The sequence below is a fragment of the Chitinimonas violaceus genome (assembly GCF_052601015.1).
Genome location: NZ_JBQXDJ010000001.1, coordinates 189,949 through 212,563 on the forward strand (window position 1 = coordinate 189,949; position 22,615 = coordinate 212,563).

Annotated in this window: 17 protein-coding genes; 7 read left to right on the plus strand and 10 right to left on the minus strand. The window is 54.6% G+C overall.

All coding sequences use genetic code 11. From position 1 onward, the window contains the following. Positions 1 to 3 precede the first annotated feature (3 nt). The 8 genes from modA to def form a co-directional block, all read right to left on the minus strand. Positions 4 to 747, minus strand: a complete 744-nt coding sequence (modA, locus tag ACUHMQ_RS00840) for a molybdate ABC transporter substrate-binding protein (RefSeq protein WP_445293537.1) — start codon at positions 745 to 747, stop codon at positions 4 to 6. Positions 748 to 825: 78 nt separating this feature from the next. Further along, positions 826 to 1,212, minus strand: a complete 387-nt coding sequence (crcB, locus tag ACUHMQ_RS00845; RefSeq protein ID WP_445293538.1) for a fluoride efflux transporter CrcB — start codon at positions 1,210 to 1,212, stop codon at positions 826 to 828. Between the two features lie 369 nt (positions 1,213 to 1,581). Further along, positions 1,582 to 2,856 (minus strand): sigma-54-dependent transcriptional regulator, encoded by a 1,275-nt coding sequence (locus ACUHMQ_RS00850; protein WP_445293539.1) that lies wholly within the window; start codon positions 2,854 to 2,856, stop codon positions 1,582 to 1,584. Then, complete coding sequence (locus tag ACUHMQ_RS00855) at positions 2,849 to 5,020, minus strand: sensor histidine kinase (protein ID WP_445293540.1); 2,172 nt, start codon at positions 5,018 to 5,020, stop codon at positions 2,849 to 2,851. The genes ACUHMQ_RS00850 and ACUHMQ_RS00855 overlap by 8 nt, the downstream gene beginning before the upstream one ends. A 215-nt stretch (positions 5,021 to 5,235) precedes the next feature. Beyond that, positions 5,236 to 5,763 carry a DUF4390 domain-containing protein gene (locus ACUHMQ_RS00860; RefSeq protein WP_445293541.1) on the minus strand — a complete coding sequence of 176 codons (528 nt, stop codon included), beginning with the start codon at positions 5,761 to 5,763 and terminating at the stop codon, positions 5,236 to 5,238. Positions 5,764 to 5,803: 40 nt separating this feature from the next. Further along, positions 5,804 to 7,075: a 16S rRNA (cytosine(967)-C(5))-methyltransferase RsmB gene (gene rsmB, locus ACUHMQ_RS00865; protein WP_445293542.1), complete on the minus strand. Its 1,272-nt coding sequence runs from the start codon at positions 7,073 to 7,075 to the stop codon at positions 5,804 to 5,806. Positions 7,076 to 7,300: 225 nt separating this feature from the next. Continuing rightward, entirely contained in the window at positions 7,301 to 8,224 is a 924-nt protein-coding gene (gene fmt / locus ACUHMQ_RS00870; RefSeq protein ID WP_445293543.1) for a methionyl-tRNA formyltransferase, read from the minus strand. Between the two features lie 96 nt (positions 8,225 to 8,320). Continuing rightward, positions 8,321 to 8,824, minus strand: a complete 504-nt coding sequence (gene def, locus ACUHMQ_RS00875) for a peptide deformylase (protein ID WP_445293544.1) — start codon at positions 8,822 to 8,824, stop codon at positions 8,321 to 8,323. Positions 8,825 to 8,930: 106 nt separating this feature from the next. On the opposite strand from def, the gene ACUHMQ_RS00880 reads away from it, so the two are divergent. The 6 genes from ACUHMQ_RS00880 (at position 8,931) to ACUHMQ_RS00905 (ending at position 18,115) form a co-directional block, all read left to right on the plus strand. Continuing rightward, entirely contained in the window at positions 8,931 to 10,004 is a 1,074-nt protein-coding gene (locus ACUHMQ_RS00880) for a LysM peptidoglycan-binding domain-containing protein (RefSeq protein ID WP_445293545.1), read from the plus strand. A 137-nt stretch (positions 10,005 to 10,141) separates the two neighbouring features. After that, positions 10,142 to 11,236 carry a DNA-processing protein DprA gene (dprA, locus tag ACUHMQ_RS00885; RefSeq protein ID WP_445293546.1) on the plus strand — a complete coding sequence of 365 codons (1,095 nt, stop codon included), beginning with the start codon at positions 10,142 to 10,144 and terminating at the stop codon, positions 11,234 to 11,236. A gap of 72 nt (positions 11,237 to 11,308) precedes the next feature. Next, positions 11,309 to 11,767 carry a DUF494 family protein gene (locus ACUHMQ_RS00890; RefSeq protein WP_445293547.1) on the plus strand — a complete coding sequence of 153 codons (459 nt, stop codon included), beginning with the start codon at positions 11,309 to 11,311 and terminating at the stop codon, positions 11,765 to 11,767. Positions 11,768 to 12,151: 384 nt separating this feature from the next. Continuing rightward, positions 12,152 to 14,455 (plus strand): type I DNA topoisomerase, encoded by a 2,304-nt coding sequence (gene topA, locus ACUHMQ_RS00895; RefSeq protein ID WP_445293548.1) that lies wholly within the window; start codon positions 12,152 to 12,154, stop codon positions 14,453 to 14,455. A 129-nt stretch (positions 14,456 to 14,584) separates the two neighbouring features. Next, entirely contained in the window at positions 14,585 to 17,182 is a 2,598-nt protein-coding gene (locus ACUHMQ_RS00900; RefSeq protein WP_445293549.1) for a putative bifunctional diguanylate cyclase/phosphodiesterase, read from the plus strand. A gap of 87 nt (positions 17,183 to 17,269) precedes the next feature. Further along, on the plus strand, positions 17,270 to 18,115 hold the full coding sequence (locus ACUHMQ_RS00905) for a lysophospholipid acyltransferase family protein (RefSeq protein WP_445293550.1): 846 nt from the start codon (positions 17,270 to 17,272) through the stop codon (positions 18,113 to 18,115). 100 nt (positions 18,116 to 18,215) lie between these two features. Here ACUHMQ_RS00905 and ACUHMQ_RS00910 read toward each other — a convergent pair whose 3' ends face one another. Then, positions 18,216 to 20,240, minus strand: coding sequence for a site-specific recombinase (locus ACUHMQ_RS00910; RefSeq protein WP_445293551.1), 2,025 nt, complete (start codon positions 20,238 to 20,240; stop codon positions 18,216 to 18,218). A gap of 293 nt (positions 20,241 to 20,533) precedes the next feature. Here ACUHMQ_RS00910 and ACUHMQ_RS00915 point away from each other — a divergent pair, with 293 nt between their 5' ends. Beyond that, positions 20,534 to 20,830, plus strand: coding sequence for an Rdx family protein (locus ACUHMQ_RS00915; protein WP_445293552.1), 297 nt, complete (start codon positions 20,534 to 20,536; stop codon positions 20,828 to 20,830). A gap of 13 nt (positions 20,831 to 20,843) precedes the next feature. Here the strand turns inward: ACUHMQ_RS00915 and ACUHMQ_RS00920 are convergent, their stop codons facing one another. After that, positions 20,844 to 22,445, minus strand: a complete 1,602-nt coding sequence (locus ACUHMQ_RS00920; protein WP_445293553.1) for a sensor histidine kinase — start codon at positions 22,443 to 22,445, stop codon at positions 20,844 to 20,846. Between the last annotated feature and the right edge of the window lie 170 nt (positions 22,446 to 22,615).

The window sequence follows — 22,615 nt, forward strand, 5'->3', positions numbered from 1 at the left end:
TGCCTACCAGGAATAGCCATAGCTGCTGATGATTTTCCGCGCCACATCACTGCGAAGAAATTGAATCAACGCTTTGGCGGCAGGTTGATTCTGCCCTTGTTTCAGCAAAACGGCGTCCTGGCGGATGGGCTGATACAGGTTGTCAGGTACGATCCATGCCGAGCCACTGAGCAACTTGCCCTGCGCATAGACTTGCGACATCGCCACAAAGCCCAATTCGGCATTGCCAGTGGCAACAAACTGATGGGTCTGGGCGATGCTCTCCCCGGTTACGATCCGCCCGGTTAGCTGGTTGGTCAGGCCCAAAGCCTGCAGCGTCTCCTGGGCTGCTCGGCCATAGGGAGCCAGTTTGGGGTTGGCGATGGCAAGATGCTGGAAATTGCCGGTGCGTAGAACGTCCCCTTTGGCATCAACCACCTCTGATTTGGTACTCCATAAGACCAACCGACCAATTGCGTAAGTAAAGCGGCTGTTTGGTACGGCGAGACCTTCCTGATCCAATCGTTCCGGTGTTTCATTGTCGGCTGACAGTAGGACTTCAAAGGGGGCTCCGTTGACGATCTGCGCATAAAGCTTGCCGGTTGCGCCAGCCGATACGCGGACCCGATGGCCGCTCGCTTGCTCGAAAGCTTGGGCTATCTGCTGCATTGGTTGTTGAAAATTGGCTGCCACGGCAACGTTGACTTCATCGGCATGCGCCAAGCTAACCAGACTGCAGAGCATAGTGATGCCAACAGACTTACTCATGATCATCTTCATGTATGGTTGAAAAAGTACACCTGGGTACGCCATGGCAGGCTTTGAATCTGAACTTTGCCGCAGGTTCTAAGCTGGGCGCGAGGTTAGCTGAATAGTGTAGATACCCGCAGCTGTCATGGCGAATGAGCCAAGCATATGCACTATGGCGGTCAGCAACCCCCAACCGTATTGTCCCTTGAGCAGCATGCCTACCACTTCTGCAGAAAAGGTGGAGAAGGTGGTCAATCCACCAAGAAAACCTGTGACGATAAACAATCGCCATTCGGGAGACAGACTTGTGTTCGCGCTGAAGAAAGCTAGGGCCAGACCGACAAAATATCCACCAGATAAGTTCGCAGCCAGGGTGCCCAGAGGGAGATTGGGTAGAAGAGGATTAAGCCAGAGGCTGAGTCCCCACCGGGCCAGTGCCCCAAGTGCGGCCCCTAGGGCAATGGCGACTACGGCTAACCACATAGAGAGGGCGACTCTGTTGGAGGCGTAGAGCCTGCACAAATTCTGCTGCGCGTTTGTAATCCGGCGTTAAATGCCCTTTCAGGGTGCTCATTTACCATTCGTAAACCCCGTTTCCATGGGTGTTTTCGTCTTATCTCGCTATAGCTCGTGAGACCTTGAACAGGTTCTAAGGCAGCCCTGCTGATGTAAAACCAGCTTACGGCAAGCCGTAAGCTGGTTTTACAAAGCACGCTAAAAAGAGTGTCGAATTGCTACAGCACTCGCGTACTTAGAACTTGTTCAAGATCTGTCACGAGCAGTTGTCAGCAGGGTGCAGAACAGCACATAAATCCTGATCAAAGCTGCGCAGTAAGATCGTGAGCAGGTTTTTTAAGCACGAGGCCGTTTCACCACTTGCACACCCAACTGTTTGAGCTTGCGGTACAAGTGCGTACGCTCCAACCCTACCTTATCTGCCACACGGCTCATATTGCCGCCTTCCTGGCCGATATGGTGTTCGAAATAAGCCCGTTCGAACTCATCGCGTGCATCGCGTAGCGGCTGGTCGAAATTGAACTGTGGGCTGTTCAAGGAGATGGCTTGTGCCCGTGGTGGCGAGAACTGCGCCAATACCCGGCTTACTGGTACGGCATCGATATCGCTATCAGTTGATGTCATCGCCAAGCTCTTGACGATGTTATGAAGCTGCTCGTGATTCCCGGGCCAGTCATGCTGACGCAGCGCATTAAGCGCGGCCGAAGTGAAGCGGCGGGGACCGATCTTGTTGGACTCAATCACGCTTGCCAGCGTGTGCTCAGCCAGCTCCGGAATATCTTCACGGTGCTCACGCAAGGCTGGCAGCGGCACAACCAGCTGCGACAAATAGGTGAACAACGCAGGATCGAAACGGTCGATCAACTCAGGTAGGCTCTTTGACGTGGCGCAGATCAAGCGGACATTATGCTTTTCGATCTTAGACAACAGGCTGACCAATGCCGCCTGTGCACGTCGTTCATAGTGGCCGATGTCCCGCAGGAAAAGCGTGCCGTTGGCGGCCCGTGTAACCAGATCAACACCACTCTCCACCAGGGCATCCTGGCTGTCTGGTGCGACAAAGGAGGCTGTCGCCCGGGTCAGGTAGCGGGCACAAGCGACGAAGCCGCTGCCAGGCTCGCCAGTCAACAAGAGCGGCATGGCAAGGTTTTGTGCCTGATCGAGTTGCTTTTTCAGAATCAAGACCTGTGGGCTCTTACCCAATGCAGCCAGCGAATTTTCCGCCACCTTGGGCTGTACTTCGCCATGCTTGAGCGCCCGCTTGACGGTGGACAGCAGTTTTTGCAGGCCGATCGGCTTTTCCAGGAAGTCGAAAGCGCCAATCCGGGTTGCTTCGACAGCGGTATCGATGGTGGCGTGGCCAGACATCATTACCACCGGCATGGTCAATTGCCCGTTGCTGCCCCACTCCTTGAGTAACGTCACACCATCTGTGTCTGGCATCCAGATATCCAGCAATACCAGCGATGGTCGGCCTTGGTTGCGATATTGGCGGGCTTGCTTAGCATTTTCCGCTACGACAACCCGATAACCTTCGTCCTGCAGAATTTCTGACAACAACTCGCGAATACCGATTTCGTCGTCAACGATCAGAATATCGTTACTACCCACGCGTGCTCTCCCCTGATGCTATTTGCGTATTGCCTTCTGCCAATGGCAGGTCTATCCGCACGCAAGCGCCATGCGGTTCGACATTAAAAGCAGCTATCTGGCCGTGATGTTCGTCGATAATCTTTTTCACCACGGCCAGCCCAAGACCGGTGCCTTTCAGCTTGGTGGTTGCATAAGGCTCGAATATACGTTGCAAAATCGCCTCATCAAAGCCTGGACCGTTGTCTTCTACCGACAATCGTACCGCGTTCCGGCGTTGTTCGGTACGTAAGCGTATACGAACGAGCATATCGCCACTGGCAGCTTCCTGGGCATTCTTGAGCAAGTTGTGCACTACCTGACGTAGTTGCGTGACGTCGGCAAGCACCCATAACGGACCTTCGCTGAGGTCTTCGCGCTCTATCGGCGCGGTTTCGTAGAGTACTAAAACCTCTTCCAGCAAGGCTTTGACATCAACTGGCGCTAATACGGTGGAGGGTTGGCGCGCATATTCCCGGAACTCGTCCACCATGCGCTTCAACGCACCTACCTGGGACACAATGGTTTGAGTGGAACGGGTCAACACATTACGGCCAGCCTCATCCAGCTGGTCTGTCAGCTTATGTTCCAAGCGCTCTGCCGCGAGCTGGATAGGAGTAAGCGGATTACGGATTTCGTGGGCCAGGCGCTTGGCTACTTCACCCCAAGCGGCATCGCGCTGGGTACGTAGCAGGTCGGTGACATCGTCAAACACCACGACAGCGCCACTCGGTCGGCCCTCTGATTCCTGCAGTTTGGCGCCACGCGCCAGCAGAATGCGCTTGTTGCCATCAAAGTTCACTTCCAACTGGCGTTGCCACTCTCCATCACTTTCTTCGAAGGCGGCAATCAAGCCGGCTGCGAAGCCCGCCAAGTGAGGGTAGGTTTCCGGCCAATCTGGCAGCCGCATCACATCCAGGAGGCCGACTTCTGCGTGCAGACCGCTGGCCGCACTCAGGTTGGCGGCACGCAGCCGCCAGCGTTCGTCGAAAGTCAGTACGCCAGCAGTCAGGCTGCCCAGCACGGTTTCCAGGTACGCTTTGGCGGCAGTGGTTTCTCGTTGTTTCTGTTCCAATTGGTCGCGTGCTTCTGCCAACTGGCGTGTCATGCGATTGAAGCTGTGCGTAAGTGTGCCCAGCTCATCCTGGCTGACGATGGGCTGTACCTGGGAATAGTCGCCCTGGGCAACTGCACGGGTACCGGCTGCGAGCACCGTAAGCGGCGCTGCGAGTTTTTCCGACAGGAACATGCCGAGTACCACGGCTGCCAGGAGCGCCAGTAGAAGCGCAAGGGTGAGCGTCAGCCCGTAAGTGAGTTTGAGGCCGCTACGGGACAGCGACAGTCGTTTGTAGTCATTACGCACCTTTTCAACCTTTTCTGCATCATCCGCCAGCTTTTTGGGTACGGGCTGGATTAGTTGCAGGGCGCGTGTTTCAGGGCCGAAGCTGTTTCTACTGCTGTAGTTCGGATTGACCGGCACGATTACCCGCAGGCTGAGCCCATAGTCGGGTGTGGATTCCAGCGCCCGATAGGGTATCTGCGCCAAAACCTGCTTGAGGATGGCGCGCTCTGGCACCAGCGGTACCGGGTTGGCGCGTTCATCACCAACATGGGCAATGACCCTGCCTCGCGCGTTAAACAGCGTCGCTTCCTGTACGTTTGCCTGTTCACGCAGACGGGTCAGAGTAGCGAGCGCTTCTGGACCGACGTCGCCAGCCAGCTCGCCAGACAGCACTCTCGCTTTTTGCATCAGGTCGTCCAGCGAATAGTCGAGTGCTCTACTGCCCAGGCTCAGACCGCTATCGAGGGCATTGTCGACACGTACATCAAACCAGGTTTCGATCGATTTGGTCAGAAACTGTACGGATAGCGTATAGACCAGTGCACCGGGCAAAACGGCCACCAACGCGAACATCAAGGTCAATCGCCAAGCCAGCCGCGAGCCAAACAGCCTGGCTGTAACCTGCTTGCGCAAGCGCATCAGCCTTGCGACAACCAGGGCAGTAAGACCGGCTGCCATCAGCGCATTCAGGCCGACTAACCATTCGTAATACTGCCCGAAGAGCGTGGTGTTGCTGCTGGCTGTGGCAAGCAGGAACAGCAAGATGGCGGCCAGAGAACCCAGCAATACCACAGTGTTACGCATGGAGTGGATATGCCTTGCTTGCCAGGGGGAAAAAGAAAGGATGCATCGGTGGGTTTTGAATCAGATTTAGTGTTTCAAATTTACAACAATCTTTACCTGATCTGTTCGCGGCTCCTCATGGATGCGGATTCAGGTGGCAAAAATGGATCGTAAACAGGCTCGGTTTCATTTCATCACTCCGGCCTGACCGGAAGCAAAGTTGAACGAAACAGTTTCTAATGTGCTTCGTGGAATTCAATCTTGACCGGCTCTGCTTCCAGGCGCCAGTCCGCATCTCCGAGCAGGCTCAATTGCAGCGGCTTTGGCAGGCTGTCCAGATCTAGCCGCATGGTGAGTTCCCCGGCGAAGCGGCTGTCCAATTTACGTGTGACGGAGCCACGTTCCGCCACGCGCCATTCACGCATTACCCCGAGCCCCCGTAATGCCCCACTTAGCGTGTCATAACTTTGATAGAGCGTGCCAACCCCAACGCGATAGGTCCGGGTCAGGCTATGGTAGGACAGCTTGAAATCAAGACGAGCGCTGGGATCAAACCAGTCGGTAACGCGTCGCCAAGCCCAGTACCAACGCGGCTCGGTCAAGGTGAATTCGACGGCGAAGGTCAGCGGTATGCCGGAAAGCAAAGCGCTTTCGTGCACGCTGTCCAGGTTGACCTTGAAACGGGCATCTACGCTGAGCTGCCCGTCTCGCTCGAGTCCGGAACTACTTTCCAGCTCGATTGTGCTGGCTGAGGCTTGCACCATCCAGAAGCATGCAAACAGAAGCACAACCCGGCGGATAAGCTCAAGCCTTGGCGAGCAGTGCGTAGAAGAAGCCATCGTGGCGGTCGTTGGGCAACAGTTGGCCACTGGCCGGTAAATGTGACGGCAGAGGAAGCTGCCGAGCATCGGGATGTCGGTTCAGAAAGTCGGTGACATGCTCTTGATTTTCCTGCGGGAAAACCGAACAGGTCGCATAAAGCAGTGTACCACCGGCCTTTAGACAGACCCACAATGCGTCCAGCATCGTGGCTTGTTGCGTAGCAAATTGTGCAAAGTCAGCGGGGCGACGCAGCCATTTGATATCGGGATGCCGACGGGCAACGCCGGAGGCGGAACAAGGTACGTCGGCCAGGATGCGGTCAAAAGGTTGGCCATCCCACCATTCGCTTGGTTTACTCGCGTCACCGAGTTTCAGGCTTGCTTTTAGGCCCAGCCGGTCGAGATTGCTTTGCACGCGTTGAAGTCGCGTCGTATCAATGTCCAGCCCAAGCAAATCAACATTCGCCAACTCAAGCAGATGACCAGTCTTGCCCCCTGGGGCGCAGCAGGCATCCAACACGCGCATACCCGCGGTTACCCCCAACAACTGAGCTGCGTATTGCGCGCCCAGGTCTTGCACTGAACACAGCCCCTCGAAAAATCCGGGCAATTGGTCCACCGGCACCGGTTTCTCCAGCAGTATGCCGACGTCGTCAGTGGCCATGGCTTCTAGACCAGCTGCTCGCAACTGTGTCAAATAGGCTGCTTGGCTGATCTTTTGGCCATTCACGCGCAAGCTCATGGGTGGATGTTGATTGTTGGCGCGCAGCACGGCGGGCCATTCTTGCGGATAGGCGCGACGCATGGCTGCTACCCACCAGCCAGGGTGATTCCAGCGTGCTTTTTCGTCTTTAGCTGCTGCTGCCATTAGGACGTCCTTCTGCCGCAAAAAGTTGCGTAGCACGGCATTCACCATGCCTTTGGCAAAACCACCATTAAGCTGACTGGCTACCTGTACTGCGTGGTCTACAACCGCATAGGGCGCTGCCCTTCCCCAAGCCAATTGAGCGACCCCGATAGCGAGCAGACTGCGTACGGCGGGATCGGTATCCGCGCGCTTAAGCAACTTGCGCAACACGAAGTCGATCTCACCGTAGTGGCGCAAGGTGGTATAGGCGATGTCCTGCACAGAAGCGCGTTGACGCGGTTCTAGCGTTGTATTTTGCTGACGCTGTCGCATAAGAACATCAGACAGATTACGACCAGCCAGAACGGCGGCAACGGCTTCGCTGGCAAGGCGCTGACTCAAAAGCATGGTGTACCTTCTAGATTCGGTGTGGCTGAACACCCGATGGGTTCAACGGCATCGCATGCGAAAGGTGATGCCGTCTGTTTTTCTATGGAACCTGTTTACGGCTGTGTAGTAAGGCGGTGAGCAGGCTCTTGGGAATCGTTTAATGTTTCTCGAACTAAAGCGAGGCAAGACGAGAACGGCGGAAGAAGTGGAGCTTACGTGTGGTAAATAAGCGTTTTGAGCGGATCAACGCAGTACTTCGCCGATTTGGAGTTTGCCGCCCGCCAGGAAATCGCGTGCATTAAGACGCTTGGCACCAGGTCGTTGTAACTCGGTGATCCGTACGGCACCGGCACCAGCTGCAACCAATACACCTTGCGCATCTGCCGCCAATATTGTTCCTGGATTACTTTGTTCATTGCTGGTCTCTCCAGCCCAGCACTTGATAAGGGTTTCTTCGTAAAGGGTTGTACAACCGGGGAAAGGATCAAATGCGCGTAGGCGCAGTACGATTTCCTTCGCTGGTAATTGCCAATCTATGGAGGCTTCTTCCTTACGAATTTTCTCCGCATAGGTCACACCTGCCACCGGTTGTGGCGTAGCGTTCAATTGCAGCGATGTGATATCTCGCAATGCAGCTACGACGGCTTCGGCGCCGCAGGCGGCAAGTTTGTCATGCAGACTGCGGGTGGTATCTGCATGGGTGATCGGGACGGTATGTGTACTGAGCATTGCCCCAGTGTCAAGGCCTGCATCCATTTGCATGATAGTGATACCGGTTTTGGTATCACCCGCCTGGATCGCGCGCTGAATAGGGGCTGCACCGCGCCAGCGTGGTAGAAGCGAGGCGTGAATATTGAGGCAGCCTCTGGTGGGTAGATCGAGCACAGCTTGAGGCAGAATGATGCCGTAGGCTGCAACGATCATGACGTCGGCCTCGGTTGCAGCTAATGGTGCTTGTTGCTCGGCTGTACGAAGTTTTTCCGGTTGATAGACAGGGATGCCTTGGCGTTCGGCTAATTGTTTAACTGGTGACGCCACCAACTTCATGCCGCGGCCTGCAGGACGGTCCGGCTGTGTTAAAACCAATGCTATTTCATGACCTGCATCGAGTAGCGCTTGTAATGCAGAAGCAGCAAATTCGGGTGTGCCGGCAAAAATTATTTTCATAGAAAAACCTGCTTATCCAATAGGCAAAATACGAATCGCCAATAAGTAAGTCGGCCGACATTGGAGCCGGCCGACTTGCTTTACGCACTCAATTTACTACATTGTCTTTCGATGGTTTTTTTTTAGTTTGTTGAGAATACGGCTTTGTTTTAGGCGGGAAAGTTTCTCAACAAATACTTTGCCATCGAGGTGATCGATCTCGTGCTGAATACAATTGGCCAGTAAGCCCGTAGCTTCGATCTGAAAAGGTTGGCCATCTTGGTCTAGCGCTTCCACCACGATGTGCTCGGCACGATCAACCGACTCATAAATGCCGGGTACGGATAAGCAACCTTCTTCAGAAAGTACTTGGCCGTTTGCGGAAATAATCCGAGGATTAATGAAAGCACACAATCCATTTCTCTCTTCGCTGGTATCGATCACGATCACCCGCAAGTGGACATTGACCTGTGTTGCTGCGAGGCCGATGCCGGGGGCGTCATACATCGTCTCGGCCATATCTTCAACGAGGCGACGAATTTCGTCGTCGACTATTTCCACAGGGCGGGCGACTTTATGTAAACGCTCGTCGGGATAATGCAGGATATTCAGAATCGCCATATTTTCTTGCTAGCTTAAGTATTTGAATGCAGAATTTGAACAATCGGTTTAAATGCACTCGGCATAATTGCCGTGTTTAAGCTGCAGTCAAACAAGGACTTGGACAATGCCTCTGCCAGCAACTCGTACTTCGCTCATTTCCCGACTGATATCCGGCGCCATTATAGCGCTGACAATGACTTTTCCGGCCATTGCTGATGAACTGCGTCTTCAGGAGAACGCGCCTGAACGGTACGTGGTAGTCAAAGGCGATACCCTTTGGGATATTTCCGGGAAATTCCTGAAAGACCCATGGCGTTGGCCGCAGATATGGAACATGAACCGCGATGAGATCAAGAATCCTCATTGGATTTATCCCGGTGACGTGATTGTGCTTGATACCAGTGGCGGCAATCCACGCCTGCGCCTTCTGGGTAACAAGAATAACGATGGTAGGCGTGCGGACATGAAATTAGACCCACGCATTCGTATTACCCAATTCGACTCTCAAGCTGCCGCAACAATTCCGCCCCAGGCCATTGAGCCGTATTTGTCCAAGCCACAGATTGTGGACGAACAGGCTTATAAGAATGCACCGCGTGTTGCATTGGGTCCTGAAGACCGTGTGGTGATGACTACCGGCGATACGATGTACGCTGTCAATCTGACGGGCAACCCTGGTGAGACTTGGCAGGCATTCAATGGTGGGAAAGAAATTCGTGATCCAGATACCAAAGAAGTGCTTGGCTATCAGGTCAATTACGCGGCGGATGCGGATGTTGTTTCCGTAGGTGATGTCAGCACATTGAAGGTGCAGCGCGTGGTTCAGGAAGTCTCGATCAATGATCGTCTGATTCTGAAACCGCGTCGTGAATACCCGAACTATGTACCACGTGTGCCAGACACGGAAGTGCATGGCAAAGTGATATCCACCTACGGCGGTGTGAATGACGCGGGTCCTTACACTACAGTGGTGATCAACAAGGGTGAGCGTGAAGGAATCGTGCTGGGTCATGTGCTGCAGGCATTCAAGGCGCCTCGTCCTGTGAAGAAGGAAAGTCCAGGAGAAGCAACAAAGATGGCACCGGCTGAGAAGAACGGCTTTGTGTTTATCTACCAAGTGTTCCCCAAACTTGCCTATGGCTTGGTACTGAACAGCAGCAGACCTGTCAATTTACTCGACGAAGTACGCAATCCTTGATGTAACGGGTGGGGGAGTTGTATGGCAGCATCAGCTGCTTCTCCCCCATTAATCGTTGCCTGTCCACGATCTTTCCGTGCTGCCCCTCTCTGCTGACGGCTTTCACGACAGGCTTCTGACGGGTTCCAGAGGATTGAATGCGAGAGCAAGATAGCGAGGCCTGGTTAAGGCTGATGTTGGTGCATGGCATGGGGCCTGCCTATGCAGTGCGCCTGCTCTCTGCGCTTGGAACTCCGTCGCAGGTACTGGACGCCAGTGTCGCTACCCTCAGTCAATATATTCCCGCAAAGTTAGCCAAAACGCTCAAGCAAGGGCCGATGCCTGAGTTGCTTGAGGTTACATTACGCTGGTTGGATGAACTGGAGAATCGACTGCTGACTTTGTCGGACCCGGATTATCCACCTCGTCTGTTGCAAATAGCTGACCCGCCCCCGCTCTTATATTTGAAAGGCAATGCAGCCTTGCTTGGTCGATCCGGTATCGCCGTGGTGGGCAGTCGTAATGCCACGCCTCAAGGTGTTCAGAATGCGGAAGCGTTTTCGCGTGAACTCTCTTTACAAGGTTGGTGTATCACTTCCGGTTTGGCGCTGGGTATTGATGCGGCTGCCCACCGTGGTGGTTTGATGGGGCCTGGCTCCACGGTTGCGGTGGTTGGTACCGGGCTCGATATTGTCTATCCAGCCCGCAATCATGCTTTGGCGCACGAGATTGCCCGCTCGGGAGCCATCATCTCTGAATTTCCCCTTGGTACACCGGCCAAGCCCGGTCATTTTCCGCGGCGGAATCGTATTATTTCTGGGTTGGCGCGTGGTGTACTGGTGGTGGAAGCCGCCTTGCAAAGTGGTTCACTGATTACTGCCCGCGAAGCAGCAGAGCAGGGGCGAGAAGTGTTTGCAATACCTGGCTCCATCCACTCACCTGTAGCTAAAGGATGTCACTTGTTGATCAAGCAAGGCGCCAAATTGGTTGAGACTGCTGCAGATATTCTTGATGAACTGGGTAGTGATTCAGGGGGGATGGCGCAATCTTCTCACTATACTGACGAGAGGGGAGCAATTGATGCGGAAGCCGCGGCCTTGCTGGCGGTGCTGGGGTATGACCCTGTTGATATCGATACGCTGACCGACAGGGCTGGCTTGACGCCCGAGCAGAGCTACGCGATGCTGTTGACGCTGGAGTTGGATGGCCGGGTGGCCAAGCTCCCTGGTGGTCGTTACCAACGACTTGTTTGACCTGCGGCAACATATGCAGAAAAAGCTGCCTGAGGGCGGCATGTCCTACCCTGTTATCGAGGTCTTCTTCCCATGTTCGATGTGCTAGCTTTTCTCTTCGAACAATATGTCTCGCTTGACGACTATCCCGATCGTAATGCGCTTGCAAGGCAATTGTCGGCAGCCGGTTTCGATGAGGATGAAATCGATGAAGCGCTGGACTGGCTGTCTGAATTCGACCAGCTTGATCTCGCGCCTTACGCTGTGTTGGATCGGGGTACGTCGTTGCCGCGCGTTTTGCATCCTCGTGAAGCCAGTCGATTGACTGCTGAAGCGCAATCTTTGTTCCACTATTTATCGAGCTCCGGGGCGCTAAGTTCAGGCCAGCGTGAGCTTTTGATCGATCAATTGATGCAAAGTAATGCTCAATTGGTTGATGATGAGGCGGTAAAGCGTGTGGCATTGATGGTTTTATGGCGGCAGGGCAACGATTTGGCCAATCTCTTGATCGAAGAGTTATTGTTCAGTGAGTCTGATGTCGCTATGCACTAGAAAGCTATTTACGATCCTAGAGCTTGTTCCTGATCTATTGCGAGAGGCTGTCAAGTAAGCAGAAGCGCAGCGCAGAAGCCGGATGTACTGCGTACTTGATGGTTTCGAGCAACACATAGGCCCTTAAATGGCTGCTTGGTGAGAGTGGGGATTGGCTCTCTGTGGTATTCCTAGATTCGGGAAATTGGAAAATAATTTACCCGCACCTACATTGTTCCTATTGGAATCTGTTCGCAAACAACAGCTCGGCTGCTTCTGGTAGTACCTGGGGCAGATTGGTAGACGCTGTAAAGTTCGAACGTTTTCTTAAGGATAAAGTCCTGCCTGGGCAAATCTGTCCAGGCTTTTCTATGTTGAATGAAACCCGCCACTCGCGGAGCCCGCATGGCTGATAACCTACTGATCGTCGAATCGCCGTCAAAGGCGAAAACATTAAAGAAATATCTGGGCAAGGATTTTGAGATTCTTGCCTCCTATGGTCACGTCCGTGGCTTGGTCCGCAAGGATGGCTCGGTGGATGTCGACCATGATTTTGCGATGAAGTACCAGATCATCCCCAAGAATGCCAAGCATGTAGATGCCATTGTGACAGCGGCAAAGGCTGCCAAAAGCGTCTACCTCGCAACTGACCCGGACCGTGAAGGTGAAGCGATCTCCTGGCATTTGTTGGAAATTCTGAATGGCAGGAAAGCGTTGGACCATAAATTGGTCAAACGGGTGGTTTTCCACGAAATCACCGAGTCCGCAGTACTGGCTGCGGTAGCGCATCCCCGGGATGTGGATGCTCATCTTGTTAACGCCCAGCAAGCCCGTAGCGCGCTTGATTATCTGGTGGGGTTCAATCTTTCCCCGTTGCTGTGGCGGAAAGTACGATCCGGCCTGTCAGCTGGTCGAGTACAGAGCCCGGCTTTGCGGTTGATTTGTGAACGTGAAAAAGAAATTCGTGCGTTCGTTTCGCAAGAATTCTGGTCGATCCATCTCGATAGCCATAAAGGTCGGACCAAGTTTGGCGCTCGGCTGAATGAATGGCGTGGTAAGAAGCTGGAACAGTTCGATATGCCGAACGAAGCCAGCCAGGCCGAGATACTCAAGGCAATCGAGGGTAAGTCCGCTTCTGTCACCCATGTGGAGAAGAAGCGGAAAAGTCGGAACCCAACCGCGCCGTTTACTACTTCGACCATGCAGCAGGAAGCTGTACGTAAGCTGGGCATGACCACCGATAAGACCATGCGCACTGCCCAGCAGCTATACGAAGGTATCGCACTGGCAGATGGCACAGTGGGTCTGATTACCTATATGCGTACAGACTCGGTAGCGTTGGCCAACGAAGCTGTGGCGGAGATTCGCGAGTTCATCAGCAACAATTTTGATGCCGAATCACTACCTGCTCAGCCGGTAACTTATAAGAACAAGTCCAAGAATGCTCAGGAAGCGCACGAGGCGATTCGGCCTACCTCGATTTTGCGTACGCCTGCATCGGTAAAAGCCTGTCTGAGCCCCGAGCAGTTCAAGCTCTACGAAATGATCTGGAAGCGGACTTTGGCCAGCCAGATGGCGCCTGCGCGGTTTGATACCACCAGCGTTGATATTGCAGTGGGTGAGGCGATGTTCCGTGCCAGTGGTCAGGTACAGGTGTTTGCCGGGTTCCTTGCGGTGTATGAAGAAGATGTGGATGACGCGGAGGACGAAGATCACGCCAAGTTGCCACCGTTAGAGACTGGCGAGGAAGTGCCCGTCGATAAGCTGTTTGGTGAGCAGCACTTCACCCAACCGCCGCCGCGGTTCTCTGAAGCCAGTCTGGTGAAAGCGCTTGAGGAGTTTGGTATCGGCCGGCCGTCGACCTACGCCTCCATTATCAAGACCTTGAAGGACAGGGAATACGTCAACCTGGATAAAAAGCGGTTCCTGCCGACCGATACGGGTGAAGTGGTGAATAAATTCCTCACCGACCATTTTGCCCAGTATGTCGACTACCAATTCACATCCAGGCTGGAAGACAAGCTTGATGAGATTTCCAATGGCGACCGCGATTGGATACCGGTGATGCAGGAATTCTGGTCTGGTTTTTCAAGCCAGATCGAGGAAAAGAAGTCACTGAAACGTTCGGAAGTAACGCATGAAGCGTTGGATGAAGCATGTCCAAAGTGCGGAAAGCAATTGACTGTACGCTTGGGCAAACGAGGACGCTTTGTCGGTTGTACGGGTTATCCGGAGTGCGATTACACCCGTGATATGAACGAAACGGCGGAACAGAAAGCCGAAGAGGCGGTCCAGGTAATCGAAGATCGCGTCTGCCCGGACGATGGCGGGCAGCTGATCATCAAGACTGGCCGATACGGCAAGTTCATCGGCTGTGCCAATTATCCGAAGTGTAAGCACATCGAACCGCTGGAGAAGCCAAAGGATACCGGTGTAGGTTGTCCAGTATGCAAGCAAGGGATGCTGATCGAACGCAAGTCTCGTTACGGTAAGCTTTTTTACAGTTGCAATACTTATCCCAAGTGTACTTATGCCACGTGGAATCCACCCATCAATGAAACTTGCCCCAAGTGTAATTGGCCGGTGATGACCCTCAAGACGACCAAACGTCGTGGGTTGGAAAAGGTATGCCCGCAGAAGGAATGTGGACATACTGAATCGGTGATGACCCCGGAGCAGTTGGCAGCGAAAGCTGAGAGCGTGGAATAGGCACTGATATGGGCTCGGTCACCAGATCGAGCCCGTTAATTTCACGGCAGCCTCCTGCCGGATAGTGAGACCGTCGTGGCGTTGCTTCGAGAGTAAAGATGTGCTTTCCGGACTACGGAGATGAAAGACATGAAAGCTCGTCGGCCGCTCGACGAAACGCGCACCCAGCGTAATGCCACGCATGACTATCTGGAAGCATTGGATGCAGCTGGACAGCTTATCAGTGATGCCAGTCAGGAAGCGATCGAGCGGGCGCTGGTGATGATCGCGAATGCGACACGGGCGCAGGCGACTGTTCTGTATCGGCACCCTCCGGGCGCCATGACTGCCGACAGGGTCGGGATATGGACTGGCGAGGTGGAGATACCACCCCAGGTTGCCAATAGGCTCTTGCATCTTGATTACCGGTTCTATCGCGATCTGCATGAAACCCTCTCTGCCGGTTTGATACTCGAGCGCCATATCAGCGAACTCTTGCCTGCTACCCAGGTGATGTTGTCACCGCTCGGCGTATTGAATCTGTTGTGCCTCCCCCTCCTGGATGCAGGCGAGTTGATGGGTTTCTTGGCGCTGATTTATCGCAAGGTGCCGCCCAAGCGTATCGAAAGCGAATCTCGTTTTCTTTCCACGTTGGCCAATTATCTTGCCATGGCCTTGGTTCGCCAGGAGTCTGAAAGCCGTGCACGGGTCAGCGCCTTGCGGATGTCTACGCTGGTTGGCGCAACTGAAGATATGGTGTTTGAGCTCGACGGTGACGGTGTCGTTGTCAACGTATGGTCTGGGCACCCTGCCCTGCCCAGCGCGAATCTGATTGGTATGTTGCTGGACAGGGCTTTCCCGCAGGACATGGCATGGGCGTTGCGCCAAGCGCTGCCTAACGCTTTGGCGAACGAAATACCAGAGCAATTCGAGTTCACGTTGCCTAGGTTGGATGGCGCAATCTATTGCATAGGGCGTTTGCAGGGCGTACTTAACGAAACTGGCCAAGCGCGCCATGCGGTTGCATTGATCCGCGATGTGACCGAACTGATGCGCGAAGAAGCACGCCGGCGTGCCATGGTAGAAACGCTGGATGTGCTGGAAGAAGCCATCATCGAACTGACGGCAGAAGGTAACCTTGTCAGAGTCTCGGCCGCTTGGAACACAATACGTGCGCTTCCTAATGCAAACCAGGTGGATATCAATTGCCGGTTGATTGATTTGGTCCACAACGAGGACCATGCCGAGCTGAACCGTGCCTTTGCAGAGGTATTGGCCGAGGGTGCGTCGTCGACTGTGCGCTTTCGCTTGTTGCGTACCGATGCCGATCCGCATTGGTTGGAAGCTAAGCTGTTACCGGCATGGGGTACGGACGGTAAGCCAGCAGGTCTGCGTGGTGTACTACGCAATGTAACCACAGCGCATCTGCACGAAGCGCATATCCGGCATATGGCGCTTTACGACTCATTGACGGGTTTGCCGAACCGCGTGCTGCTGGATGATTTGCTGCATCAGGCTTTGGCGCGAGCAAACCGACACAACACACGCGTCGCATTGGGTTTTATCGACCTGGATCATTTCAAGCAGATCAACGATGCCTTTGGCCATCAGGCAGGTGACCAGGTATTGGCAACCCTTGCCCAGCAGATTCGTTCGGTGCTGCGGGAAGAGGACGTACTGGCGCGCTGGGGGGGGGATGAGTTCATCGTCATGCTGCCGGATTTGCCAGATCAATACACCTTGGCAACCGTGGCGGAGCGTCTGCGTGAAATCGCCCGGCAGGGTGTCGTGGTGGAAGGTATTGAGACCCGCCCTACCATCTCTATTGGCATGGCGATTTATCCGGACAATGCCAACAGTGCCGAAGCCCTGCTAAGGGCGGCCGACAGCACGATGTATCATGCCAAGGGCATGGGCCGGAATAACGTACAGTTCTATGGCGACGTGGTGCATATGAAGAGCCCGGGCCGAGAACATCTGGCGCTGCAGACGCGCCTGAACCAAGCAGTATTGAACAACGAGATGCAGGTGTTTTATCAGCCGGTTGTGAATGCACGTACGGGTGATGTGACCGAGGTAGAAGCGCTGGCGCGTTGGCATGATGACAATACCGGTTGGGTTACGCCGCAGTTGTTTATCCCCATGGCGGAAAAGATTGGCCTGATCAGTGAGTTGTCCGAACAGATGATGGTTCAGGCACTGATCAAGTTGCGGGGTTGGCGTGAGCGTGGGCTCAAACAGCGGCTGAGTTTGAACGTATCGCGCAATCTTTTGTTTTCACCACGTTTTGTCCAAAACCTGATTTCCATGGTGAGTGAGTACAACCTGCGCACCAACGACATCATCGTGGAGGTCACAGAAAGCTTGGCGTTGACTGACCAGAGCCGTCAATTCAAGCATCTGCGCAGTTTGCATGAAGCGGGGTTCAGGATCGCGATTGATGACTTCGGTACGGGGTACTCTTCTCTTTCTCAGCTCCATGACATGCCTATCGATATGATCAAGGTGGATCTAAGCTTTACCGCGCGGCTCAATACCGAAGCGGGCCGCCGTATCATGCAGGCTATAGTCCAGATGGCCCATGCGCTGGGGCTGGAGGTCATCGTTGAAGGGGTGGAGAACCTGGTGGCTGCACGCTTTTTGCAGGGCTTGGGCGTAGAAAAGATGCAGGGTTTCCATTTCAGTGAGCCTATCCCCGCCGGGGTGTGCGAGCTTCATATGCAGCTTGGTCTGGATGGCAAGATTTGACGAACGGATAGCTGCAGCATAAACGAGTTTTCAATAGCTATGATTAAACCGGCCGCCCAATATCGTGGATGTGGGGCAACTGGATTAATGCGAATTTCCCGCGGCAGAGGTGCGCCAGTTGGCAGCCCGATTTTGCAAAACGCCGCCAAGCAGCCAGAATGCTGCCCTCCTGGAAAAATTAGCGTCTGGTTTATGCTCAAATTGTTGTCCGTCTTTTACAGTGTCTATGTAGGCCTGTTGTTCGGGCTGGCCCTGGTATTGGTTTCGCTTACCTACCCCTTGGCCATGCTGCTCGCAGAGCGCCCCAAGCTGACAATGATCTATGCTATTAATCGCTATGCGATGCGGGTGTGGGGTGTGTTGACAGGTATCCGCTTGCGTGTTGAAGGCCAAGCGGCTTGGGTGCCTGCACCGGTTATAGTTGGCAATCATTGCAATATGCTCGACATGGCCATCTGCGCCATGGCTTGTGTGCAGCCGGTCAAGTTACTGGCGAAGGCAGAGTTTGCCCGTTTGCCTGTGTTGGGCTTTATGTTTCGCACTTTTGCTGTGTTGGTGGAACGAGAGTCTGCCGAAAGCCGTCGCGCAGGTGTGAAAGTGCTTAGTAGTGCGCTAAAGGCAGGTTGGCCGATTTTCATCTTTCCGGAAGGCACACGTAATCGTATCACTGCTCCATTACAGGCTTTCAAGGATGGTGCCTTCCGTACCGCGATTGCGGCGCAAGCCCCTATCCAGCCCTTTGTGCAGTTACGCATGCGGGAGGTACAGCTGCATAACCAGTTGCTGTTCCGTCCCGGCAGACCGATTTTCCGTTGGCTGCCGCCAATCTCGACAATCGGGATGACGGAAGAGGACCTGCCGGCACTTCGCGATCGGGTCTACGCCTTGATTGAAGCTGAGTTACGGCGAGATGATCCGGCCTTTGCTCTGTAGGGGGCCGTTGCTGTAAAGGAACCTGTTCACGATCTATCACGGCTGCGCAGTAAAATCGGGAACAGGTTCAATGGGCGCAGTTTGAGCGCCCATTTCTTTGTTACTCCGACTTACCTTGGCTTGCGATTACAACCTCTTTCGGGGCAATAAAGAAGCGTTGGGGCGAACGGATCAGGCGTTGGAACAGCTTACGCAGCAACGATCGTTTGTCCACAAAACGTATGCGACGCGACCTTAGCGCTACCGACAATGCCAAGCCGAAGCTGACGGCAAGATTGGTCAGGCCGATCAACAGCACCCCAATGCTGGCTGTTAGCCATATCTGCCAGGGTAAATCGAAGTTCAGGGCAACGGCAGCGTAGGCCAAGTTAGCTGATGAGAAGGTGATGTGCCGGATATCGAGCGGCAGGCCCAACAGAAAGCCCAACGTGCCCATGGAACCCAGCATGATGCCAAAGAAGAAATTCCCCGCCAGCGCCCCCAGGTTGTTCTCGATATAGGTACATGTGCGCTGCCAGCGCGCTTCGCCAAAGAGGCGACGAGGTAGTTGCAATTGCATGAGCCGGGCAGGGATGCGGTTGTAGACGGCCTTATTGTCGTAGTAACCCGAGATGAGGCCCGCCAGGAACAGACAGCAGCCGGCAATCGCAGCATGGGGAATCGCAAGGCTGTGAAGCGGATCAAGGTCGTGCAGCAGCGAATAGGCTTTATCGGCGCTGACAGGCTCGCTATCCAGGCCGTATTTCAAGCTAAGCGCAATCAACAAGGCAGTAGGGATGGCGATCAGCACATTACCCATAATGGCGATGAACTGGGTGCGCGCAACGGCTTCGATCAGGTCCACCAGACTATCCTGCTCGTCGCCGGTCTTACCCTTTTGGCGTTCAATGCTGGCCGCGATCTTGGCGGCAGTCATGGCAGGCTGCTTGGTCGCGATGGTGAAATGCAACATGTGGATCAGCATGAAACCCAGCGAGTAATTCATGCTGAAGGCAAAAGCCTCAATCAGCGGAGCGAGTTTGAGCTTGGCTGTAAGGATCTTGATCATCGCCATGAAGCCGACAATGAAGCCGGCCCCCATGGCCGATTTGGCCATGCCCAACCATTCACGCCGGTTGCTGGCGATATAGTGCTCGCCTGTGCGGCCGGCATGCTCGGTGATCTGCAGGGCAAGCAAGTCGGTATTGGTGGTGAACAGGTCACGCAGGCTGGTTTTGCGATTGTCGGCTTCCACCAGCTGCTTGAAAAAGCGGACAGCGCGTTCCGGTGTCTGGCGTGTTTGTTCCTGCTCAAGCAGATCGAGTACCAGACGCAGACGCTCCAGATGCTGAGATAGGCGAACCATCAGGTACGTCAGGCTGACGCTGACGCCTTCCTTCGCTGCTATCTTGCGCACCCGCGTTACGATTTCATCGCATTGGTCCAGGAGCACGCAAACCGCTTTGTCATCCTCGCGTGGCTTGCTCGGCTCGATCAGCTGCGCTTTATAGCTCTCCAGGTAGTCACGCAAGGCGACGTTCTGGGTCAGGAATGGGGACTCGAACTTTTCGATGGCGGGGTGATTCCGTACCAGCTCAGGTTCAAGACCAATGGCAGAAATGCGGTAGGACAATACCTGTGCGGCTTCCACCAGTTCCAGCTGGGTATTGCGCTCATCCTGCGCATGGTCCCCTTCGGTGAAATTGAGAGCCTGCCATACTTCCAGCCAGACAGAGTCGGGTACTGCGCTTACCCATTCGTAATCGTCTTTACGGTTGAACACCCGGCCGAATACGTCCCGCAGGTAATCATCGCGGTATTCGCTAGGCAGCATCTTTTCACCAAGCCGGCGCCGGAATGCACTCCAGACGCTTTCATTGGAAAGAATGCCCGCGTCGGTGTAAAGGTGCAGTTGGCGGCGGCTGCCTACCAGCTTTGTAAGGTAATGTCGCAGCCCATTGCGATAGTTGGCGTTCTGGTCAAGCAGCCACGCGAGTGAGCGTAGTGAGTTGGTGGCCAGATTGATCTGCGTCGCATCGTGAGGACGTAGCGCGGCTATCAAACCTGCCAATCCGGCGGGAGAACGGTCGGATTGGGTTGCTACGATGGTTTGCAGGGCACTTTCCAGTGTGAGATTTTGGCTCATAGGCAGTACTCGGCAATGAAAAAGTAATGGAGACTCCAGACGAGAATAAAGTTCGCCTCACCGATATGTTGGGGCTGCCTGCGCGGATTCACAGGTTAAAATTGCTGGTTTTCTCGCTGTACCTAGATTGTCCATATACGGCAATTCTTGTGCCGTAGCAATTCTAGTTCGAGAGGTTCCAGGGCCGGGTAGCAATCGATCCTGGCTTGTCGTAGTTAGCAAGCCGAAGGGGTACTGTTCAACCCATGCATATAGTGCAGGCTTTACCAGCGTGAATAGGTGTAGAGACGTGTATGTCCGACAAAGCCCGTATCGAAATCCATTACTGTACCCAATGCCGCTGGTTATTACGCGCAGCATGGTTGGCACAGGAGTTGTTATCCAGCTTTGAGCAGGAGATCGGCGAGGTTGCTCTTCAGCCAGGTACCGGGGGTGTATTCACGGTGAAGGCTGATGGTGTACTGGTATGGGAGCGTAAAGCTGACGGCGGGTTCCCCGATGCGGCGTTACTCAAGCAACGGGTGCGTGATGTGATAGCACCGCAAAAGCATCTGGGCCATAGCGATGCCAAGCCTGCCAGTGAGGACTGACAGCGCCGTGCGTCTAGTTGGGCATCGGCAGGGTGAAGAAGAAGCTGGCGCCGGCGCCAGCAGCCGATTCTCCCCAAATGCGTCCACCATGCTGGTGGACGATGCGCTGTGCAATTGCCAGTCCCATTCCGCTGCCGGGGAATTCATCTACCGCGTGGAAGCGCTGGAAGGGTCGGAACAGCCGTGTAGGTGAGCCGATATCGAAGCCTGCGCCATTGTCGCTGATATAAAAAACCTCGCCGCCCCGGGCGTCGGGTTGCACGCCGATTTCTATTTGCGCCAAGCTGCGACGGCTGGTGAATTTCCAAGCGTTGCTAATCAGTTTTTCCAATAGCGCATGAAGTAAGGCTGGGTCTGCATAAGCCGGCATGATGTCGGCGATCTTGACCTCGACTTGGCGTGCCGGTCCGCGGCGGCGTAGTTGCGTGACGATAGACTGGGCGATGTCGCTCAGATTGATCCTGGAGCGCTGTACGCAAAAGCTGGACAACTGAAACAGCGCAAGCAGGTCCTCCAGCTGTTCGTTGATACGGGCTGCTTCGCCGCTGATCCGCATGAGATAGAGCCGGGCTTCTTCAGGTATATGAGTCAGATAGTCCTTCAGCAGGATATTGCCGAACCCATTGATGGTGGTCAGTGGCTTACGTAAGTCGTGGGCGACGGCATAGGCGAACGATTCGAGATCGTGATTCATGTTTTCCAACTGCGCCGTGCGTTCCTCCACGGTACGTTCCAGGCTGCGGTAGCGCTGGGCGTTGGCCAGGGCCTGAGCGGTGATGCTTGCGAGGTGTTGCAGCAGCAGTAGCGTTTCGGCATCCGGGGTATAGGGTTGAGCCCAATAGGCCCCGATTGCGGCTTGCGGCGATGCCTGCAGTATTGGCGTCATGACCAGACTACGCGCAAACGTGGGCCGGTAGTGGGCATGCTGGACTTTAGGGTCAGCGTAAATATCCGGAACGATAATCTGGCGAGCCTGCATCATGGCCTGTCCACCCATGCAGGATGTAAACAGCTGCCGCTGGCCAAGCCACATGGGGGCAATCGCGTCTTCTTCGGCGTAGTAAGACTGGTCGCCGTCACGCATGATAAACGTGGCGCCATCCGCCAGCGCCAAGTTACGCACCGCGCTGAGGACAAGGGAAAGCACCTCATCCTGCCGCCGCGCTTGAGCGATCTGTTCGGTCAGCAACAACAAGTTGGATTGCAGGCGGTCGTGCAGGTATAGCTGCTGAATTGCTGTACTGGCTGGCGTCGAATCGAGCAATACCTTTACGGTGCGCTTTAGCGCTAAAAGATCATGCTTGGCGACAATATGGTAGTAGCCCGGTGTACTGTCGACTGCGGATGGCGAAAGATCGCCTGGGCCGGTCATCAGGATGAATGGCAGCTGAGGCTGATGCCGCTGCGCAAGCGAGTGGGCATCGTCATTGGCATTTCGTTGCGGCGGCAACTCGGAAATCAGCAAATCGTAGGTGGTGAGCTGTAATGCCTCGCCACATGTGGCTGCGGACGTGACGATATTAAGCGCCACATCCAGGCCGATGTGGGTCAGTGCTTGCTGTACCTGCTGGGCATCGACGTGATTGTCTGCGAGGTAAAGTACCTGTTTGATCATGTCGGCAGTCCTCCTACAAGCCACCCGTGCACCATACGGGGCAAGGAGGACTTGATTTGCAGCATGTGCTTCCGTTATCCGGGTTTATAGTCAATTTGCCGCGGGTAAGCTTAGCCGCATGCCGCATGCCGCATGCCGCATGCCGCATGCCGCATGCCGCATGCCGCATG

Coding starts and splice junctions, on each gene's coding strand:
- dprA (WP_445293546.1), top strand. CDS start 10,142: ATGCGAGAGCAAGATAGCGAGGCCTGGTTAAGGCTGATGTTGGTGCAT.
- modA (WP_445293537.1), bottom strand. CDS start 747: ATGAGTAAGTCTGTTGGCATCACTATGCTCTGCAGTCTGGTTAGCTTG.
- def (WP_445293544.1), bottom strand. CDS start 8,824: ATGGCGATTCTGAATATCCTGCATTATCCCGACGAGCGTTTACATAAA.
- ACUHMQ_RS00860 (WP_445293541.1), bottom strand. CDS start 5,763: ATGGTGCAAGCCTCAGCCAGCACAATCGAGCTGGAAAGTAGTTCCGGA.
- ACUHMQ_RS00890 (WP_445293547.1), top strand. CDS start 11,309: ATGTTCGATGTGCTAGCTTTTCTCTTCGAACAATATGTCTCGCTTGAC.
- ACUHMQ_RS00900 (WP_445293549.1), top strand. CDS start 14,585: ATGAAAGCTCGTCGGCCGCTCGACGAAACGCGCACCCAGCGTAATGCC.
- ACUHMQ_RS00905 (WP_445293550.1), top strand. CDS start 17,270: ATGCGAATTTCCCGCGGCAGAGGTGCGCCAGTTGGCAGCCCGATTTTG.
- rsmB (WP_445293542.1), bottom strand. CDS start 7,075: ATGCTTTTGAGTCAGCGCCTTGCCAGCGAAGCCGTTGCCGCCGTTCTG.
- ACUHMQ_RS00910 (WP_445293551.1), bottom strand. CDS start 20,240: ATGAGCCAAAATCTCACACTGGAAAGTGCCCTGCAAACCATCGTAGCA.
- fmt (WP_445293543.1), bottom strand. CDS start 8,224: ATGAAAATAATTTTTGCCGGCACACCCGAATTTGCTGCTTCTGCATTA.
- ACUHMQ_RS00855 (WP_445293540.1), bottom strand. CDS start 5,020: ATGCGTAACACTGTGGTATTGCTGGGTTCTCTGGCCGCCATCTTGCTG.
- topA (WP_445293548.1), top strand. CDS start 12,152: ATGGCTGATAACCTACTGATCGTCGAATCGCCGTCAAAGGCGAAAACA.
- ACUHMQ_RS00920 (WP_445293553.1), bottom strand. CDS start 22,445: ATGATCAAACAGGTACTTTACCTCGCAGACAATCACGTCGATGCCCAG.
- ACUHMQ_RS00915 (WP_445293552.1), top strand. CDS start 20,534: ATGTCCGACAAAGCCCGTATCGAAATCCATTACTGTACCCAATGCCGC.
- ACUHMQ_RS00880 (WP_445293545.1), top strand. CDS start 8,931: ATGCCTCTGCCAGCAACTCGTACTTCGCTCATTTCCCGACTGATATCC.
- crcB (WP_445293538.1), bottom strand. CDS start 1,212: ATGTGGTTAGCCGTAGTCGCCATTGCCCTAGGGGCCGCACTTGGGGCA.